Genomic DNA, 17,181 nt, shown 5'->3' on the forward strand with positions numbered 1-17,181 from the left:
TCACGCGGGTCAGCTTGGTCAGTCTGGTCAGTTCGGCACCGCACGCGTGCGGCGCGCCCTTTCGTGAAAGGTGACCCGCTCCTGTGAAGCACCCTGGACGCACCCGCTGGGCCATCGGCGGGCTGCTCGCCGGAGGAATAGTCGTCAACTTCGTCGACCGGACGGCCTTATCGGTGGCCAGTTCGCCCCTGGCTCATGAATTCGGCCTCGATCTGAGTCGACTCGGCGTCGTGCTCGCCGCGTTCACGTGGTCGTACTGTCTGGTCCAGCTGCCGGCCGGCGCCCTGGTGGACATCTTCGGCGTCTCCCGGCTCACCCGTATCGGGTCCGCCCTGTGGGCCGTCGCCAGCCTGCTGACCGCGGTCGCCGGCGGACTCGGTCCTCTCATCGCGGCACGTCTGCTGCTGGGCGTGGCCGAGGGGCCGTCCATGGTCTCCGCGTCCAAGGCGACCGCCGCGTGGTTTCCGCTCGGCGAACGCGGCACGGCGACGGCGGTGTTCGACGGCGCCACCAAGTTCGCCAACATGGTGGCGTTCCCGGTGCTGGCGTTCGTGATGAGTGAGTGGGGCTGGCGGGCCGGGTTCCTGTTCAGCGCGGCACTCAGCCTGGTGTTCTCGGCTCTGTGGTGGTGGGGCTACCGGGACCCGTCCGAGCATCCCCTGCTGCGCGACAGCGAACGGGAGTTCATCCTCGATGGCGGGGCGCGGGACACCGACCGGGGGCATGCCGGGCAGCTCCGCTCCGTGCTGTGCACCGGAAGGAACTGGGTCGTGTCCCTCGCCTTCGCCTGCTACGGCTACACGATCAACGTGGTGGTCACCTGGATGCCCGAGTTCTTCCAGCGGGAGTTCGGCCTCCGGCTGCTCAACTCCGGCATCTACTCGATGATCCCCTGGGCGGTGGCGACGGTGGCCGAACTCGCGGTCGGCGGCTGGCTGGTGGACCGGCTGGTGCGCCGGGGCCATGACCCGGTGCGGATCCGCAGGAACGTGCTGACTGCGGGACTGACGCTCGGCGCCACGATCGGGGCGTCGGGGACCGCCGATTCGGCGGCCGAGGCCGTGTGCTGGATGTCGATCTCACTCTCCGGGCTGGCCATCGCGGCCCCTGTGGCGTGGAGCCTGCCGGGCCTGCTGGCGGCACCCGGCACCGTGGGGGCGGTCAGCGGTCTGATGAACTTCGCCAACACGGCGGCCACCGGCTTCGGTGTGATGTTCACCGGGTGGCTGGCTCAGGCGACCGGAACGTTCCAGGCGCCCTTCCTGTTCGCGGTCGCGGTGCTGGCCGTGGGCGTACTCCTCTACCGGTACGTGCTGCGTACGACGGCACCGGACAGCCCACCGCCCCGGCACCGGCCCTCAGCGACGTCCGAGATCAAGGTCTGAGATCTCCACGCCGGGCTGCTCCACCGCACACCCTGAGCACCTGCAACCCACTTGCAACAGGTGTGTTCGCCGTCACAGATTTCCTGCCATTCGGCCAGGGAAGTGCTAGCAGGGGAGGTCGAGGTTCCCCGATGAACGAGAAGTCACTGCTGGCCACTTGCCTGATGCGATTAGCGTGGTCGCCGGAGCAGCTGGCCAACGAGATCAACAAGAAGTACGGCACCGGAACCATCAGCAGCAAGGCCCCCTACAACTGGCTCAAGGGCGCACGCCCCCGGCGCCGGCTCCCCTACGTGGTCGCGCAGATCCTGTCCGATCGGCTCCGCGAACCCATCACCGTCGAAGCGCTGTGGCCTCAGCACTTCACGGCAGCCCAGGATCCGGCGGCGCAGGCCGCCGGCTTCCGGTCCTCGGGCACGAGCGGCGCTGCGGAGCCCGGGCCCGACCTGATCGCCGCCGCGGTGGACTGGCTGGTGGCCGGCGAAGCAGACGCGCCCTCGCGGCTTCGCGGCGACGAACTCCCCGCCGTCGCCGTCGACCTGCTGACCACCCGGATCCGTCAGCTGCGCGAGCTGGACGACGCCTGCCGCGGCACCCGGCTGGTGCTGGACTGGGCGTTCCAGGACTTCCAATGGGCCAGAAGACTGGCCACTGAGTGCTGTTACGACGCGGAGACCGGCGTACGGCTGCACCGCGGCATCGCCGAGCTGGGCCAGCTCGCCGGATGGCTGGCCGCGGACCTGGGGATGACCAGGCGCAGCCGGAGCTGTTTCGTGACCGCGTTGCACGCCACGCACACAGCGGGTGACCGTGCCCTGGCCGCGTACATCATTTCCTGTATGAGCTACCACGCCACATGGGAAGGCCGGGGCGAGGAGGCGCTGCGTCTGATCCGCATCGCACGCAAGGGTTCGGCCGTGGAAGACATGGGCCTCGGCGCGGCGTTGCTGGCCACCCGTGAGGCACGGGCCCATGCGAGCCTCGGCGACGAGACCGGCTGCCGGCTGGCCATGGACGCGGCGGCCGAGCTCAGCCGGCACGGTGAGCCGCCGGCCGACGCCCCCTGGGCCTACTGGCTGACCCCGGCCGTCATGGTGGCCGACGCCGGCCGAGCCTGGCTGGAACTGGGCCGCCCCCACCAGGCGGAGCAGCATCTGGCACACGGCATCGAACTGCTCGGGGAGAGCCAGCCGCTGAACCGGCTGCTGCACCACACCTCGCTGGCCGAGGCCCGGCTGTCCCGGCACGTCGTGGACGGCGCGGCGGAAGCCGCCCATGACGCCCTGTCCCTCGCCGGGCGGGCCACCTCCGGGCGCGCCCGGGCTCGCCTGACGGCCCTCCGCCACAGGTTCCAGCGCTACGACAACCGGGCGGCACGCGACTTCGTGCAGCGGGCAGACGATCTCCTGAGCGCCGATCCCCAGGAGCCAGCAAGCTGACAGAGTCGGCCGGGAGCCGGGGCCCCGGCCACGAGTTGCCCGTCGTACCCAGGCACCAAGGAGAACACCACGGACATGCGAGTCACTCACGGCGCACCGCTCGCCCCGATGACGACACTGGGCATCGGAGGCCCGGCAGCGGCCTTCGTCGATCTGCACGATCCGGCGGACTTTCCCTCCTTTGTCGAGCTCGCCAGCACCTATGACGACGAACCGGTGTGCCTGGGGGCCGGCAGCAACGTCCTGGTCAGCGACCTGGGCTGCTCGTCCGCCGTGATGCGGATGAACACCAGGGGCGTGCGGTGGGCGGGAGACACCGCCGACGGCCGTACGCTGATCGAGGTCCAGGCCGGTCATCCACTCGTCGACCTCGTCGCCACCACCATCGACGAGGGCCTGAGCGGTATGGAGATGCTCGTGGGCATCCCCGGGACGACCGGCGCCACGCCGGTCCAGAACGTCGGCGCCTACGGGCAGGAGATCTCCGACACCCTGGTCGAAGTGACCGCCTGGGACTGGGCGTTGGGACGCAGCGTCACCATGGAGGCGGCGGCCTGCGGGCTGGGCCACCGCACCAGCGTCTTCAAGGGCTCCCGTCGCTGGACCCTGCTGAAGCTGGTCTTCGGCCTGCGCCGCTCGGAGTTGAGCGCCCCGGTCACCTATCGCGTGGTCGCCACGGAACTCGATGTCCCGGTGGGCAGCCGGGTCCCCTTGTCTGAGGCCGCCGGGGCGGTGCTCGTCGTCCGCAAGTCCAAGGGCATGGTGCTGGGCTGCTGTGACACCGACCGGCGGTCGGTCGGCAGTGTGTTCCTCAGTCCCGAAATCACCCCGGTCCAGGCGGAACGTCTGCGCGCCCGCAACGCGCCGGTCAACGAGTTCCCCGATGGCTCGACCCGGGTCAGCGCCAGCTGGCTCATCCGCCAGGCCGGCTTCGAACTCGGCGCCCCGATCGCCGAGGGCGTACGCATCTCGTCGCTGCACTACACCCTGGTCGCCGACGAAGGGGCGAGCGCAGCCGAATTCACCCGGGCCATCGACATCGTCCAGGAACAGGCCCTGCGCCGAACGGGGGTGCGGCTCACTCCGGAAGTCGACTTCGTCGGGGAACGGGAGCCGGATTCCCGCAGCCGGTATCCGGGGCGCCAGATCGCGAAGTCGTAGCGCACGGGCCTCTATTGGCCACCGTCTTCCACCGGATCGTGCTCATGCCTCTGCCGTGACTGGCTCCCGCCCACCCCCTGGCCTGAGCACATGGCCCGGCGCGTCTCGGGCCGGCTGGTTCGCCGTTCCGCTCTCCCAGCAGGGCGAGCTGTTCGGCGGCCGCGCACTCCTCGGGGCCCATCACGTTGGACAGGAAGCACGAACCGTGCGACACCCACGTCTGCGAGGACCGCGAGTTGTAGTGAAGACGGAAGCAGTACTTGTTGCCGGACGACGAGCAGATGTCGCTTTCGTACGAGGTCACGGCGTAGGCGGACGACGCCCCGGCAAGAAGGGCGGCGCAGGCGTGGCAGCGGTCAGGGCGGCGGCGGAGGCTCGTATGCGGCCCAATGGAATTCCCCCTCGTGAAGGTCGAGCCGCACGGGGAGGTGCCTGTTTGATGCTGCGTGTTGTCTTGCCTCCCCGTGCACGGTCATGTGCATCCCTACGGTCTGGTCTGGACCTTCTGGATGACACGACGGCACTGTAGACGCACAGTCACCATCAGCAGCAAGGGTGTTGCTGGGGGAGGCCGAAACCATGTGCCCGCCCGGAATCCGCGGGCGTGCATGACATCTACGTGCTTCCTGTGAAACCGGAACATCGAAACACTCACGGCAACGCGTCGGCGTGACGAAAAACGTACGTCCTGTCGATGACGAGCAACGCCGTATACGGCCCCGTACTTGACCCGTACATGCTTGAACAGGCCGTGTCGTGGGCACCCACCTCCTACCGGCATTCACCGCCGGGCCGTACCGGCAGAGGGAGGGCGTCATGGACCGGCGCATCCGGGTACGCGTCAGCCGGCGCCCCGCCGCCCCGCGCGAGCGCGAGATCGACCGCAGGACACCGTCGGGGCGCATCCTGCCGTACTGAGCGCGGCCTCGGCCGGCTCCGGGCCGGCGCCGCCGCGGTTGATCGCCGTCCGCAGGGCGGTGCGCAGGGGCTCCGGGAGGGGTGCGCCCTCGGGCGTCGCGCTGGCCGTGATCGCCGCCGCCACCCGGCGGAGCTTGGTGTTGGAACGCTGGGAGGCCTCGCGGAGGATGTCCCAGGCGCGGTCCGGGCCGCAGGCGTGGGTGGCCATCAGGATGCCGCGGGCCTGGTCGATCACCGGGCGGGTGTCGATCGCGTGCCGCAGCTGCTCGATCTCCAGGCGCAGCGAGTCCAGCTGTTCGGCGCGCTCCAGGGCCACCGCGCAGGCGGTCCGGGGCGGCAGGCCGGCCGGCGGCGCGGTGCGCAGCGGGTCCGTGGTGTCCAGCCCCATCAGCTCCAGAACCCGGCGCGGCTGCCCCCGCCAGCCGGTGGCCGAGACCGCGATGCCGTGCCGGCGGCCGTACTCGCGCAGCACGTCCAGGAACGCCGGGCCGGTGGTGTCCATGAAGGACACCTCCGTCAGGTCCAGCTCGATCCGGGTGACATCCGCCGGCAGCGCGGCCAGGACCCCGGCGAGGGTGTCCGTACAGCCGTGGACGAGCTCGCCGCGCGTGCGCAGGACCACCGGACCACCCTGTGCGCGGCCCTCGACGACCAGGGTGCCCGGCCGTTCGGTGTGCGGTGCGTGTGCCGCTGAAGTCATCTCCGCGTCCCGTTCTCCGCCCTCTTGGGTCCCCTCCGGTGCCTCGCCCCTCGCGTGCCCCGGCACGGGGCGGCTACACCCGCCGCGCCCCAAATCCCGTCCGGGGCAGGTGAGCCGAGCCGTATACGGGGCACCCCTGTACTTGTGCGAACGGGAGAACGCATGAGCGGATCCGATGCGGTGCGGGGTCGGCGCGCCCGCGCCGGGCCGGCGCCCGCCCCGCCACGGCCCGGAGCGGGTCAGGCCGGCGAGCCCGGCGACTCCTTCGAGCCCTTCGTGCATCCGGCGCTGTTCTACGGCGACCCGCGGGAGTACCTGGCCGGGACCGTGCCGTTCGTCCGTACCGCGCTCGCGGCCGGGGCGCCCGTCGCGGTCGCCGTGCCCGGCGAGAACCTGCGGCTGATCCGGGAGGCGCTGGGCGCCGACGGCGACGCCGTACGGTTCCTGGACATGCGGGAGGCCGGCCGCAACCCCGGCCGGATCATCCCCGGCGTCCTGCGCGCCTTCACCGACGCCCAGCCGCCCGGCCGGCGCGTCCGCATCATCGGCGAGCCGGTCTGGGCGGACCGCAGCCCGGCCGAGTACCCGGCCTGCGCCCAGCACGAGGCGCTGATCAACGCCGCGTTCCGGGGCCGCGAGGTCACCATCCTGTGCCCGTACGACACCGCCCGGCTGGACCGGCGCGCACTCGCCGACGCCCACGCCACCCACCCGGTCGTCATCCCGGCCGGCCCCGGCGCGCGGCGCAGGAGCGAGGCCTACGATCCCGAGGACGTGGTCGCCCGCTACAACGTGCCGCTGCCGCCCGCCCCCAGCGCCGGCCCGGGCGTGCTCAGGGCCGCCTTCGACGAGGGTTCCCTGGCCGCCGTACGGCACCTGGCCACCGAGCACGGCGCCCGGCTCGGCCTGACCGGCCAGGGGCTGGAGAACCTGGCCCTGATCACCGCCGAGCTGACCACCAACAGTGTCGTCCACGGCGGTGGCGGCGGGGGGCTCACGGTGTGGGGCGAGGGCGGGCATGTGCTGTGCGAGGTCCACGACGAGGGCCGGCTCACCGACCCCCTGGCCGGCCGCCGGCCGGCCGCTCCCGATCAGCGGGGCGGGCGTGGGCTGCTGCTGGTCAATCTGGTGGCGGATCTGGTGCGGATGCATGTGGGAGGCGGTGGTACGGCGATCCGGTGCTACCTGGCGAGGTGAGGACGTGGTTCGGCACCGGTGGCGGTGCGGAGCTTCAGGCGGCCAGCGGGTTCAGGACCAGTGGCTCGATCAGGCCTTCCAGCATGGCGCCGATGCCCTGGGCCGCGCAGATGTCGGGCCGCTCGGCGATGTGCACCGGCATTCCCGTGGCCTGCCGCAGCATCTGGTCGAAGCCGGGCAGCAGCGCCGAGCCGCCGACCATCGTGATCCCGCTGTCGGCGAGGTCGGCGACCAGGTCGGGCGGGCAGTCCCGCAGCACCTTGCCGATGCCGTCCAGTACGGCGGTCAGCGGGGTCTGGATCGCGTCGCGTACGGCGGCGGTGTCGACGCGCACGCTGCGCGCGAGCCCGGTGACCACGTCCCGGCCGTGGATCTCGGTGGAGGCCGGGCCGTGCGCGGTCAGCCCGTTGCCGGACAGGGCCAGTTGCAGCGGGCGCACCGACTGGCTGGGCAGCAACAGCTCGTGCTCGTGCCGCAGATGCTGCACGATCGCGTGGTCCACGGCCTCCCCGCCCACCGGTATCCGCTCGGCGGTGACGATCGAGCCGAGGGACAGCACCGCCACCTGGGTGGCCGCCGCCCCGCACACCATGATCATGGTGGCTTCGGGGCGCTCGACCGGCAGCCCGCAGCCGACGGCCGCCGCGATCAGCGTGTCCACCAGCTCCACCCGGCGCGCGCCCAGGCCGACCAGCGTCTCGATGGTCGCCCGCTGGGCCAGCGGATCGGCGTCGTGCGGGGTGCAGGCCGCCGCCCGCAGCCGCAGATTGCGCCGCAGACTACGGCGCATCTTGTCGCCGAGCAGCTGCCGCAGCATGCGCTGGGCCATCTCGATGTCGACCACCGTGCCACCGGCGATGGGCCGTACGACCCGGATGTAGCCCGGCGTCCGGCCCGTCATCTTCTGCGCGAACTCGCCCACGGCTATGAGCGCCCCGCTCCGGGTGTTCACGGCGGCGACCGAGGGCTCGTCGACGACCAGACCCGCACCCTTCACATACACCCGGGTACGGGCCGCCCCCAGGTCGACGGCGAAGTGGCAGCGGCGCAACTGCTCCAGACTGACGGTCACGGCGGATCCTCCCGGTGCGGTTGGCGGGCCTCTCCCTGCATCCTGCGGGGGCCGCGAGGGCGGGCGCCTGCTGGAGGGGGCCGGGCGGGGTGCCGCCGAACGGGGGTTTTCGGCCGCGGCTCGCCGCACGGTGGTGGACTCGGGGCCGGATTCCCCACTCGCCGGGTCCGCCCACTGCGCCGTTCGCGTCGTGGGGAGGGGTGTCCCCCATCGACACCGACGCCGGGACCGGCGACCTAGGACCCGAGCTGGTTCACGATCCCTCTGATCAGCCCCAGCTCCAGCAGATCCTGCGGGCGGATCCGCAGTTGCTCGGCGGTCGCCTCGACCTCGTCCTTGGGACGCTTGAGGATGGCCGCCGCCAGCTCCGGTGCGATCACCGAGAAGTAACTGTCGGGCGTGGCCCAGGTGTGGGCCGGTGCGGCCAGGGCCAGGGCGCCGCCGGAGCCGCCCTCGCCGATGACGAGCGTGGTGATGGGGACGCGGGCGGACGCCACCGCCCCGAACACCTCGGCGATCGCGGCCCCGGCCCCCTGCCGCTCCGCCTCGGCGTCGTTGGCCGCGCCCGGCGTGTCCACCAGGGTCAGCACCGGGATGCCGAGCCGGTCCGCGAGCCGGATCAGCCGGGCCGCGGTGCGGTACCCGGCGGGCCGGGTGGCCGTCCCGGTCTGCGCCGCGTAGGCCACGGTACGGCCGTCCCGCGCACCGAATCCGCACAGCATGCCGTCGGGGTCCGTACCGCCGCACCGGTCACCGCTGATGTCGCGGCGGTGAGTGAAGTAGGCGTCCAAGTAGACGCGTGCGCGGGGGCGTTCGGGGAGCGGGCGCGCTGGACGGCGTCCCAGCCGGTGACCGGGAGGTCGACCCTGCTCGGTGCGGGGGGCGGGGGAGGAGCGTCGGGGAACGCAGAGGTGAGCAGCAGCAGCCACGCCCCCAGCACCCCCTTCAGTTCCGCCGGATCCACCACCGCGTCCGCCGAACCCGCCGCCACCTGGGACTCCGCCGTGTACGCGGACGGGTCGGCGCCGGGCGGGCGGACGCGGGAGCCGGCGAAGCCCACCTGGGCGGCGGGGAGGGCCAGGACGATGTCGGCGCCGGCGCCGAGGGTGGCCCAGCCGCCGCCGGTCGTGGGGTCGCGCAGGACGGCGATCTGCGGCAGGCCCGCCTCCCGGGTGAGCGCCGACTCGCGGGCCACGCGCTGGAGCTGGGTGAGGGCGAGCATGCCCTCCTGCATCCGGCTGCCGCCGGTGGCGACCAACGGCACGACCGGCAGGCGGTGTTCGCGGGCGTGGGCGTACGCCGCCTCCAGCCGGTCTCCGGTGCGCTGGCCGAGGGAGCCGCCGAGGAAGCCGAACTCGAAGGCGATCAGTACGGCCGGGGTGCCCTCGACGCGCGCGGTGCCGCAGACGACCGACTCCGTCTCGCCGGTGCGTTCGGCGGCACGGGCGCGGGAGGCGTCGTAACCCTGCCAGCCGAGGGGGCCGTCCGGACTGGACTGCCTTGGTGGCGGGGGGAGTTCGGTGAAGGTGCCGGGGTCGGTGACCAGGGTCAGGATCTCCCGGGCCGAGTGCCGCTCACGCATCGGCGACCAGCGCCCGCTTCATGATCTTCCCCATGTCGTTGCGGGGGAGCGCGTCCAGGTAGCGGACGACGCGCGGGCGCTTGTGCGGGGCGAGGCGGCGGGCCACGTGGTCCGCCAGCTCCTCGGCGGCGGGCGGTGCCTGGGGGTCCGCCGGGACGATCCAGGCCACGATCCGCTCGCCCAGGTCCGCGTCCGGCTCCCCGGTGACCGCCGCCTCCCGCACCCCCGGGTGCTCCAGCAGCGCGTTCTCGATCTCACCGGCCCCGATCTTGTACCCGCCGCTCTTGATCAGGTCGGTGGCCTTGCGCCCGACGATCCGTACGTAGCCGTCGGGCTCGCGGACGGCCATGTCACCCGTGCGGAACCAGCCGTCGGCGGTGAACGCCGCGGCCGTGGCGTCGGGGCGGTTCAGGTACTCGGTGAACAGGTTCGGGCCGCGCACCTGGATCTCGCCGACGCTCTCCCCGTCGTACGCGGTGATCGGCGTCCCGTCCTCCTCCACGAGCCGCAGCCCGACGCCGGGCAGCGGGACACCGACCGTCCCCGCGCGCGGCTCGCCGTCGGCCCGCACGCTGGTGTTCATCAGCGTCTCCGTCATGCCGTACCGCTCGATCACCCGGCGCCCGGTCGCCGTCGCGATCCGCTCGTGGTCGTGCACCGGCAGCGCGGCCGAGCCGGACACCAGCAGCCGGGCCCGCGCCAGCGCCTTGGCCAGTTCCGGGTCCTCGGGGAGGGCCTCGGCGATGCGGTGGTACATCGTCGGCACCCCGAACAGCATGGTCGCGCCGGCGTTCAGCTCCCGGGTCACGCCCTCGGTGCCGAACCGGCCCAGATGCCGGACGCTGCCGCCGCGCCGCAGCGGGCCGAGGGTGCCCAGCACGAGCCCGTGCACATGGAACAGCGGCAGCCCGTGTACCAGCACATCGTCCGCCGTCCACTGCCAGGCGTCGGCGAGCGCGTCCAGGGTGGTGGCGAGGGCCCGGCGGGGCAGGACGGCGCCCTTGGGCGGGCCGGTGGTGCCGGAGGTGTAGACGATCAGCGCCGGGTCCTCCTCCGAGGCCGCTTCGTCGGGTACGGCACCGCGGGCGGCCGCGTCGACATCGATACGCGCCAACGCACCGAGTGCCTCGGGGAGTTGGGCGCCCGGTGCGGCCAGCACCAGTGTCGGGGCGCTGTCGGAGACGATGTGCGCGAGTTCCTTGTCGCCCGACTTCGGGTTCAGCGGCACGGCGGCCACCCCGGCGAGCAGCGCCGCCGGCACGGCGACGGCGGTCTCCAGCTCGGGCGTGGCCCACACGGCCACCCGGCCGGCGCCCCGCAGCCGGGCGGCGAGCGCCCCGGCGGCCCCGGCCAGCTCGCCGTACGTCAACGACCGTTCGCCGAACCGCAGGGCGATCCTCCCCCAGACTTCGTCCGGGAGGACCCCCATCTCGCTGCGCTTGCCCGGACCGTCCGTCAGAGCGGGGAAGAGGGAGGACACGCGACGCACTCCTAACTGTGGGACTGTCGATCGACCGTCGGCACCCTTCCTACACCAGGAGCCTCGAACCGACGACCGCGCTCAGGTCGGCCGCGAGCCGCAACTCGGTGGCGCGCAGCGCGGGATGCTCCAGCCAGAGCAGCCGGGCCCGGTCCGGCTCGCCCTCGTGCAGCGGCGGCCGGCCGGTCGCCGGGGTGAAGTCGTCCACGACGACCGTCCCGCCGGGCACGAGCAGCCGCTCGATGTCGGCGGGCGGATCCCCGGCCGCCTTGCCCTGCCCGCCCCCGTCGAGCACGAGCAGGTCGAAGGGCCCGTACTCCTCGATCCGCCGCCAGTCGCCGCCGAGCACGGTGACCTCGGCCCGCCCCGAGAACAGCCGCGCGGCGGCCCGAGCCCGCTGCGGATGCCGCTCCACGCTGTACAGCCGCACCCCCGGCGCCGCCCCCGAGGCCAGCCAGGCCAGGCCCACCCCGAGGCCGGTCCCCGTCTCCCCGATGCGGGAGCGGGCCCCGCCCGCCAGCGCGTGCAGCAGGCGGCCCTGTTCGGGGCGGCAGGAGTACGGGAAGCGGTGGGCCCGGGCGGTCGTGAGCGCGGCCCGTACGAGGGGCGGGAGCCCGGGCACACCGGTGTACGCGTCGGTGCCGTCGATGGCCATATTCACTTCATACCGGACGGCGACGGTTGTTAGCCTCACCGCGATCGAACCGTCGTACGACAGGGAGGCCGCCGTGCCCCGCATCGCCCTCGCCACCTACGACCCCGGTGCCGAGCCCAGCCACGACACCGACCTGCCGGAGCTGGTGCGGGCGCTCACCGGCGCCGGGGCCGAGGCCGAGGCACGGTACTGGGACGACCCGGACGCGCACTGGGGCGGCTACGACCTCGTCGTCATCCGCTCCACCTGGGACTACAGCTGGCGCGCGGCGGAGTTCGAAGCCTGGGTGGAGCGGGTCGGCGCGCTCACCCGGCTCGCCAATCCGGCGTCCGTGGTGCGCTGGAACACCGACAAGCGCTACCTCGGAGAGCTCGCGGCGGCCGGCGTGCCCACCGTCCCCACGCGCTACATCGCACCGGGCGAGCCGGCCGACCTGCCGGGCGGCCACGAGTACGTCATCAAGCCGACCTCGGGCGCGGGCGCCCGGTTCGCCGCCCGCTACACACCCGACCAGCGCGAGACGGCGGTAGGACACCTCGCCCGGATGCACGCCGAGGGGTTCACCGCGATGGTGCAGCCGTACGTCCGGGGCATCGACGTCAGCGGGGAGCGGGCACTGCAGTTCTTCGGCGGCCGGCTGCTGCACGCCAGCCGCAAGGGCGCCGTCCTCGCGCCCGGCACGCCGTACGACGCGGAGAAGGTGGCGCATCCGGACCTTGAGCGCTGGGAGCCGACGGAGGGCGAACTGGCGGTCGCCGAAAAGGCGTTGGGTGCGGTGCCCGGCGCGGCCGGGCTGCTGTACGCGCGTGTGGACCTCGTGGACGGGGAGGACGGTGAACCCCGGCTGATGGAGCTGGAGTTGGTGGAACCGAACCTGTTCCTGTGGCTGCATCCCGGATCGTTGGAGCGGGTCACCGAGGCGATTGTGGAGGCTGCCGACCAGGGCCGTCGGTCGTGTGCGGCGCCGTCGTGGCCGGTCGCGCCCGCGCGGCGGTAGCCGCCTCGGCGTACGCCCGCACCAGCGGCCGGTGCCCGTCCCCCCGGCGCCAGGCCAGTGCGTAGCGGCTCGGGCCGATGCCCCGCACCGGTCGGGTGGTGACGCCGCCCAGGGTGATCAGCGGGGCGTTGCCCTCGGCCACCAGACAGATGCCGAGGCCCGCGACCAGGGCCTCGTACGTCTCCTCCGCGCCGGAGATCTCCGCGCCGATCCGGGGCGGCCGGCCGGCGCGGGCGTCCAGGGCGAGCCAGTGGTCGCGCAGCCGGCCCGCGCTCCGGGGGAGGGCCAGGAACGGTTCGTCCAGCAGGTCGGCGAAGTCGACCTCGGGGCGGGTGGCGAGCGGATGGGACTCGGGGAGGGCCAGGAGGCGGGGTTCCTCGGCGACCACCGTCCAGGCGTACCGGTCCTCGTCGGGCAGGGGCAGCCAGACGAAGGCGACGTCGACGGTGCCTTCCGCCAGGCCCGCCGTCGGGTCGTCCCAGCTCATCTGGCGCAGCCGGACCGTCGTGTGCGGGTGCGCGGCGGTGAAGCGGGAGCGGATCGCGGGCAGCAGGCCGCCCCGGCCCGGACTGGTGCTCATGCCCACCACCAGCGTGCTGCGCTGGGCCGCCTTGGCCGCATCCACGGCCGCCGCGCCCGCCTCCCACGCGGCCAGCACCGTGCGCGCGTGCGGCAGCAGCGCCTCGCCCGCCGCCGTCAGCGCCACCGCGTGCCGGTCGCGCCGGAACAGCTCCGCCCCCAACTGCCGTTCCAGCGCCCGGATCTGCTTGCTCAGGGCGGGCTGTGAGACGTACAGCAGCTCGGCGGCACGCGTGAAGTGCAGTTCCTCGGCGACCGCGACGAAGTAGCGCAGATCGCGGGCGTGGACGTCGATGGTCATAGCCGTTGGTTATCACCGAGGGTCTTGGACGGGCAATGGCCTCCGGCCGCAGGCTGTCGGTGTCAGGAGCGAGGAGCTACGGAGACTCAAGAGGAGCCGTGATGAACAAGGTGTGGCTGGTGACCGGGGCGAACAGCGGTTTCGGGCGGGCGATCGCCGAGGCGGCCGTCGCCGCCGGTGATGTGGTGATCGGCGCGGTCCGGCGCCCGGAGGCCCTGGACGACCTGGTGGCCGCCCATCCCGACCAGGTGGAGGCGCTGCGGCTGGACGTGACCGACCTGGCGGCGATCGATCCGGCCGTACGGGATGTGGTGGCCCGGCACGGGCGGATCGACGTGCTGGTCAACAACGCCGGCCGCACCCATGTCGGCGCCGTCGAGGAGACCACCGACGGCGAGCTGCGCGACCTGTTCGACCTGCACTTCTTCGGCCCGGCGGCGCTCGTCCGGGCGGTGCTGCCGCATCTGCGGGAGCGGCGCTCGGGCGCGATCGTCCAGATGAGCAGCATGGGCGGCCAGTTGTCCTTCGCGGGCTTCGGGGCGTACAGCGCGACGAAGTTCGCCCTGGAGGGCCTGTCCGAGGCGCTCGCGGACGAGGTGCGGGAGTACGGCGTCAAGGTGCTGATCGTCGAGCCGGGCGCGTTCCGGACCGCGCTGTTCGAGGCCGACCGCGCGGGGGCCAGCTCCGATGCCGGGGTGTACGGCAAGGTCGTCGAGACCCGCGGTGCCGTCGCCGGCGGCCACGGCAGCCAGCCCGGCGACCCGGCCAAGGCCGCGGCCCTGATCCTGGCCGCGCTGGACGCGGCGGACACCCCGCTGCGGCTGCCGCTCGGCGACGACGGGGTGAGCGCCGTCCTGGCCCACCTGGACCAGGTCCGCGAGGACGTCACCGCCTGGGAGAAGCGGACCCGGGCCACGGGCTTCGACGCGTGAGCCAGGTGAGTGCGGCCGTCCGCTGCAGCAGCCCCCAGGTGAACTCGGCGACGACCTGGTGCCGTACGCCGTCCGGGCCGGGGGCGGTGAGGGCGAGGCCCCACCGGGTGGGTGCCGTGCCCTCCGGCGGGCGGGCCGGGGCGGGTCGTGTTTCGGCCGCGGCGCCGTCGTGGCGGTGGCCGCGTGTCAGACACAGCCCCGCGCCTCTTTCGGGTCGCGGGCTCAGCTGATGACGGCCGTCCGCTGCAGCAGCCCCCAGGTGAACTCGGCGACGACCTCGTGCCGTACGCCGTCCGGGCCGGGGGCGGTGAGGGCGAGGCCCCAGCGGGTGGGTGCCGTGCCCTCCGGCGGGCGGGCCGGGGCGGGTCGTGTTTCGGCCGCGGCGCCGTCGTGGCGGTGGCCGCGTGTCAGACACAGCCCCGCGCCTCTTTCGGGTCGCGGGCTCAGCTGATGACGGCCGTCCGCTGCAGCAGCCCCCAGGTGAACTCGGCGACGACCTCGTGCCGTACGCCGTCCGGGCCGGGGGCGGTGAGGGCGAGGCCCCACCGGGTGGGTGCCGTGCCCTCCAGCGGGCGGGCCGGGGCGAAGGCGCGGGCGGCCTCGTCGACCGTGCAGGACCAGGGGGCGAGGTCGTCCAGGGTGCGAAGCTCCGGCGCCGGTGCGCCGGGCGCCCGTACCAGCCACTCGTTCCACACCGCCCCGTCCGGCCCGACCAGCACCTCGAAACGCAGGTCGGGCCAGAGCGGCAGGGCCCAGCGCCGGGCCTCGCAGTCGGCGTCGCCGAGGCGGCGCGGGAGGACGGACTCGGGCTCGCCCAGGACGGAACGGTAGCGGGCGGCGGCGGACCTGGACCTCGGCGAGCGGACCATGGCCTGCCAGCGCTTGTTCGCCTCCCGCATGTCGGCGATCGAGGCCCCCAGCTGCCGGCGGGCGTCCTCCACCAGGTCCGGGTTGTGGTCGGCCATGCGTCGCAGCAGCACCAGCTGGAAGTCGACATACATGGCACCCATGGTGCCCGGACCGTTCCCGCCCATTGCCCGCGCACCTGTCCATGACTAGCCTGTGTTCGTCATGCCGATCGTCTGTTGAAATCTCGAACACAGGCGCTTAGACCCAAGGGAGGGGGCCGGACGTGGGACGCCTCGTGCCTGCCGTGACCCGGGCTCTGGACATCCTTGAGCTGTTCCTCGACGGGGACGGGACGCTCTCCGCCCCCGACATCGTGCGCAAGCTCCAGCTGCCGCGCACCACCGTGCACGAGCTGGTCACCACGCTCGCCGCACGCGCGTACATCGTGCAGGTGCCGGGACAGCCCGGACGCTACCGGCTCGGCGTACGCCCCTACCAGCTCGGCAGCCGGTACGCCGAGCAGCTCGACCTCGCCGCCGAGGGCCAGCAGGTGGCCCGCTCGGTCGCCGAGACCTGCGACGAGACCGTCCATGTGGCGATCCTCGAGGGCACCGACGTCATCTACATCGCCAAGGTCGACTCCACGCACGCCGTCCGCATGGTCTCCGCGGCCGGCCGCCGGCTGCCGGCGCACTGCACCTCGGTCGGCAAGATGCTGCTGGCCACGCTGGGGGAGCAGGAGCTCGCGGCGCGCATCCCGGACGACGCCGAGCTGGCCGCGATGACCCCCAACAGCATCACCGACCCCGCCGTGCTGCGCGAGGCCCTCGCACAGATCCGGCAGCGGGGCATCGCGGTGGAGAGCCGCGAGTCCAACCCGGACGTGAGCTGTGTGGCCGCCCCCGTGCGCGACCGCACCGGCCAGGTGGTCGCGGCCCTGTCCATCTCGGTCCCCATGATCCGCTGGAGCGACGAGCGCCGGGCCGAACTGGAGCAGCTGGCGGTGAAGGGCGCCGCGGAGCTGTCCGAGCGTCTCGGCCACCGGAGCGCGGTGTGAGCGGCGGCTACGACATCGCCGTACGGGCGGCGGCGGAGCTGGGCGAGGGCCCGACCTGGGACCCGGCGACGGGCCGGCTGATCTGGCTCGACATCCTGGGCATGCGCGTCCACACCTACGACCCCGCCACGGGCCGGCGTACGGTGCGCACGACCGAGCAGCACGTGGGCGCGGCCAAGCCCCGCGCGGGCGGCGGCCTGGTCCTCAACCTCCGGGACGGCGTGGGCCTGTTGGACCCCGACGACACCTTCCGCTGGCTGCACCACGAGCCGGTCGCGGGCCGCCGCGCGAACGACGCCGCGGTCGCCCCCGACGGCTCCTTGTGGGCGGGCACCATGCGCTACGACGAGGCACCGGGCGGCGGCACGCTGACCCGGCTGACCGGGGACGGCACGGCGGAGACGGTCCTGCCCGACGCCACGGTCAGCAACGGCACGGGCTGGAGCCCCGACGGCCGCCTCATGTACTACGTCGACTCTCCGACCCGCCGGGTGGACGTCTTCGACCACGACGGCGAGCGCGTCCATCACCGCCGGCCGTTCGTGGAGATCGAGGAGGGCGCGGGCTTCCCGGACGGGCTGACGGTCGACGCGGACGGCTGCGTGTGGGTGGCGCTGTGGGACGGGGGCGCGGTGCGCCGCTACACGCCCGCCGGCGACCTGGACCGGACGATCAGCCTGCCGGCCCCCCGTACGACGGCCTGCGCGTTCGGCGGCACCGGCTTGACCGACCTGTACGTCACAACGGCTCGGACCGGACTGTCCTGCCCGCACCCTGTCTCCGGCTCACTCCTGGTCATCCCGAACGCGGGCATGGGCCTGCCCCAACCGGCGTTCAGAGGCTGAGCGCCCGAAGCGGCGCGGACCCGCACCCGGCG

At 73.3% G+C, this 17,181-nt stretch carries 13 protein-coding genes and 3 pseudogenes; 8 read left to right on the plus strand and 8 right to left on the minus strand.

Going from position 1 to position 17,181, the window contains the following annotated elements:
* The first annotated feature begins 83 nt into the window (after window positions 1-83).
* The 3 genes and pseudogenes from BFF78_RS28860 to BFF78_RS28870 form a co-directional block, all read left to right on the plus strand.
* Window positions 84-1,385: an MFS transporter gene (locus BFF78_RS28860; protein WP_069781074.1), complete on the plus strand. Its 1,302-nt coding sequence runs from the start codon at window positions 84-86 to the stop codon at window positions 1,383-1,385.
* 131 nt (window positions 1,386-1,516) lie between these two features.
* Entirely contained in the window at window positions 1,517-2,824 is a 1,308-nt protein-coding gene (locus BFF78_RS28865) for a hypothetical protein (RefSeq protein WP_069781075.1), read from the plus strand.
* A gap of 69 nt (window positions 2,825-2,893) precedes the next feature.
* Window positions 2,894-3,985 (plus strand): annotated as a pseudogene (locus tag BFF78_RS28870) (UDP-N-acetylmuramate dehydrogenase); the annotation flags it as partial.
* An 841-nt stretch (window positions 3,986-4,826) separates the two neighbouring features.
* Here the strand turns inward: BFF78_RS28870 and BFF78_RS28875 are convergent.
* Window positions 4,827-5,603 carry an ANTAR domain-containing response regulator gene (locus BFF78_RS28875; RefSeq protein ID WP_069781077.1) on the minus strand — a complete coding sequence of 259 codons (777 nt, stop codon included), beginning with the start codon at window positions 5,601-5,603 and terminating at the stop codon, window positions 4,827-4,829.
* Between the two features lie 162 nt (window positions 5,604-5,765).
* On the opposite strand from BFF78_RS28875, the gene BFF78_RS28880 reads away from it, so the two are divergent.
* Window positions 5,766-6,800 carry an anti-sigma factor RsbA family regulatory protein gene (locus tag BFF78_RS28880; protein WP_079161521.1) on the plus strand — a complete coding sequence of 345 codons (1,035 nt, stop codon included), beginning with the start codon at window positions 5,766-5,768 and terminating at the stop codon, window positions 6,798-6,800.
* A 34-nt stretch (window positions 6,801-6,834) separates the two neighbouring features.
* Here BFF78_RS28880 and BFF78_RS28885 read toward each other — a convergent pair whose 3' ends face one another.
* From BFF78_RS28885 to BFF78_RS28900, 4 genes and pseudogenes are all read right to left on the minus strand, one after another.
* On the minus strand, window positions 6,835-7,872 hold the full coding sequence (locus BFF78_RS28885; protein WP_069781078.1) for a rod shape-determining protein: 1,038 nt from the start codon (window positions 7,870-7,872) through the stop codon (window positions 6,835-6,837).
* 236 nt (window positions 7,873-8,108) lie between these two features.
* Window positions 8,109-9,454, minus strand: a pseudogene (locus tag BFF78_RS28890) (carboxyl transferase domain-containing protein).
* Complete coding sequence (locus BFF78_RS28895; protein WP_069781079.1) at window positions 9,447-10,934, minus strand: acyl-CoA synthetase; 1,488 nt, start codon at window positions 10,932-10,934, stop codon at window positions 9,447-9,449. Before BFF78_RS28895 ends, BFF78_RS28890 begins: the two are co-directional and overlap by 8 nt.
* A gap of 49 nt (window positions 10,935-10,983) precedes the next feature.
* Entirely contained in the window at window positions 10,984-11,589 is a 606-nt protein-coding gene (locus BFF78_RS28900) for an O-methyltransferase (RefSeq protein ID WP_069781080.1), read from the minus strand.
* 73 nt (window positions 11,590-11,662) lie between these two features.
* Between BFF78_RS28900 and BFF78_RS28905 the strand changes: the two genes are divergently transcribed.
* Complete coding sequence (locus tag BFF78_RS28905) at window positions 11,663-12,586, plus strand: ATP-grasp domain-containing protein (protein ID WP_069781081.1); 924 nt, start codon at window positions 11,663-11,665, stop codon at window positions 12,584-12,586.
* Here the strand turns inward: BFF78_RS28905 and BFF78_RS28910 are convergent.
* Window positions 12,501-13,466, minus strand: a complete 966-nt coding sequence (locus BFF78_RS28910; protein WP_079161522.1) for a LysR family transcriptional regulator — start codon at window positions 13,464-13,466, stop codon at window positions 12,501-12,503. The genes BFF78_RS28905 and BFF78_RS28910 overlap by 86 nt on opposite strands.
* A 101-nt stretch (window positions 13,467-13,567) precedes the next feature.
* Here BFF78_RS28910 and BFF78_RS28915 point away from each other — a divergent pair, with 101 nt between their 5' ends.
* Window positions 13,568-14,398, plus strand: a complete 831-nt coding sequence (locus BFF78_RS28915) for an oxidoreductase (protein WP_069781082.1) — start codon at window positions 13,568-13,570, stop codon at window positions 14,396-14,398.
* Here the strand turns inward: BFF78_RS28915 and BFF78_RS48465 are convergent.
* Both BFF78_RS48465 and BFF78_RS28920 read right to left on the minus strand, forming a co-directional pair.
* Window positions 14,352-14,540: pseudogene (locus BFF78_RS48465) on the minus strand (hypothetical protein); the annotation flags it as partial. The gene BFF78_RS28915 and the pseudogene BFF78_RS48465 sit on opposite strands and share 47 nt — an antisense overlap.
* 301 nt (window positions 14,541-14,841) lie before the next feature.
* Window positions 14,842-15,432 carry a hypothetical protein gene (locus tag BFF78_RS28920; RefSeq protein WP_069781083.1) on the minus strand — a complete coding sequence of 197 codons (591 nt, stop codon included), beginning with the start codon at window positions 15,430-15,432 and terminating at the stop codon, window positions 14,842-14,844.
* 98 nt (window positions 15,433-15,530) lie between these two features.
* Here BFF78_RS28920 and BFF78_RS28925 point away from each other — a divergent pair, with 98 nt between their 5' ends.
* The gene (locus BFF78_RS28925) at window positions 15,531-16,304 is read left to right on the plus strand and encodes an IclR family transcriptional regulator (protein WP_069781084.1); all 774 of its coding nucleotides are present in this window, start codon (window positions 15,531-15,533) and stop codon (window positions 16,302-16,304) included.
* Complete coding sequence (locus tag BFF78_RS28930) at window positions 16,301-17,149, plus strand: SMP-30/gluconolactonase/LRE family protein (protein WP_069781085.1); 849 nt, start codon at window positions 16,301-16,303, stop codon at window positions 17,147-17,149. The genes BFF78_RS28925 and BFF78_RS28930 overlap by 4 nt, the downstream gene beginning before the upstream one ends.
* The last annotated feature ends 32 nt before the right edge of the window (window positions 17,150-17,181 follow it).

The sequence above is a fragment of the Streptomyces fodineus genome (genome assembly GCF_001735805.1).
GTDB classification, from domain to species: Bacteria; Actinomycetota; Actinomycetes; order Streptomycetales; family Streptomycetaceae; genus Streptomyces; species Streptomyces fodineus.

Coding starts and splice junctions, on each gene's coding strand:
- BFF78_RS28865 (WP_069781075.1), top strand. CDS start 1,517: ATGAACGAGAAGTCACTGCTGGCCACTTGCCTGATGCGATTAGCGTGG.
- BFF78_RS28875 (WP_069781077.1), bottom strand. CDS start 5,603: ATGACTTCAGCGGCACACGCACCGCACACCGAACGGCCGGGCACCCTG.
- BFF78_RS28880 (WP_079161521.1), top strand. CDS start 5,766: ATGAGCGGATCCGATGCGGTGCGGGGTCGGCGCGCCCGCGCCGGGCCG.
- BFF78_RS28900 (WP_069781080.1), bottom strand. CDS start 11,589: ATGGCCATCGACGGCACCGACGCGTACACCGGTGTGCCCGGGCTCCCG.
- BFF78_RS28910 (WP_079161522.1), bottom strand. CDS start 13,466: ATGACCATCGACGTCCACGCCCGCGATCTGCGCTACTTCGTCGCGGTC.
- BFF78_RS28915 (WP_069781082.1), top strand. CDS start 13,568: ATGAACAAGGTGTGGCTGGTGACCGGGGCGAACAGCGGTTTCGGGCGG.
- BFF78_RS28920 (WP_069781083.1), bottom strand. CDS start 15,432: ATGGGCGGGAACGGTCCGGGCACCATGGGTGCCATGTATGTCGACTTC.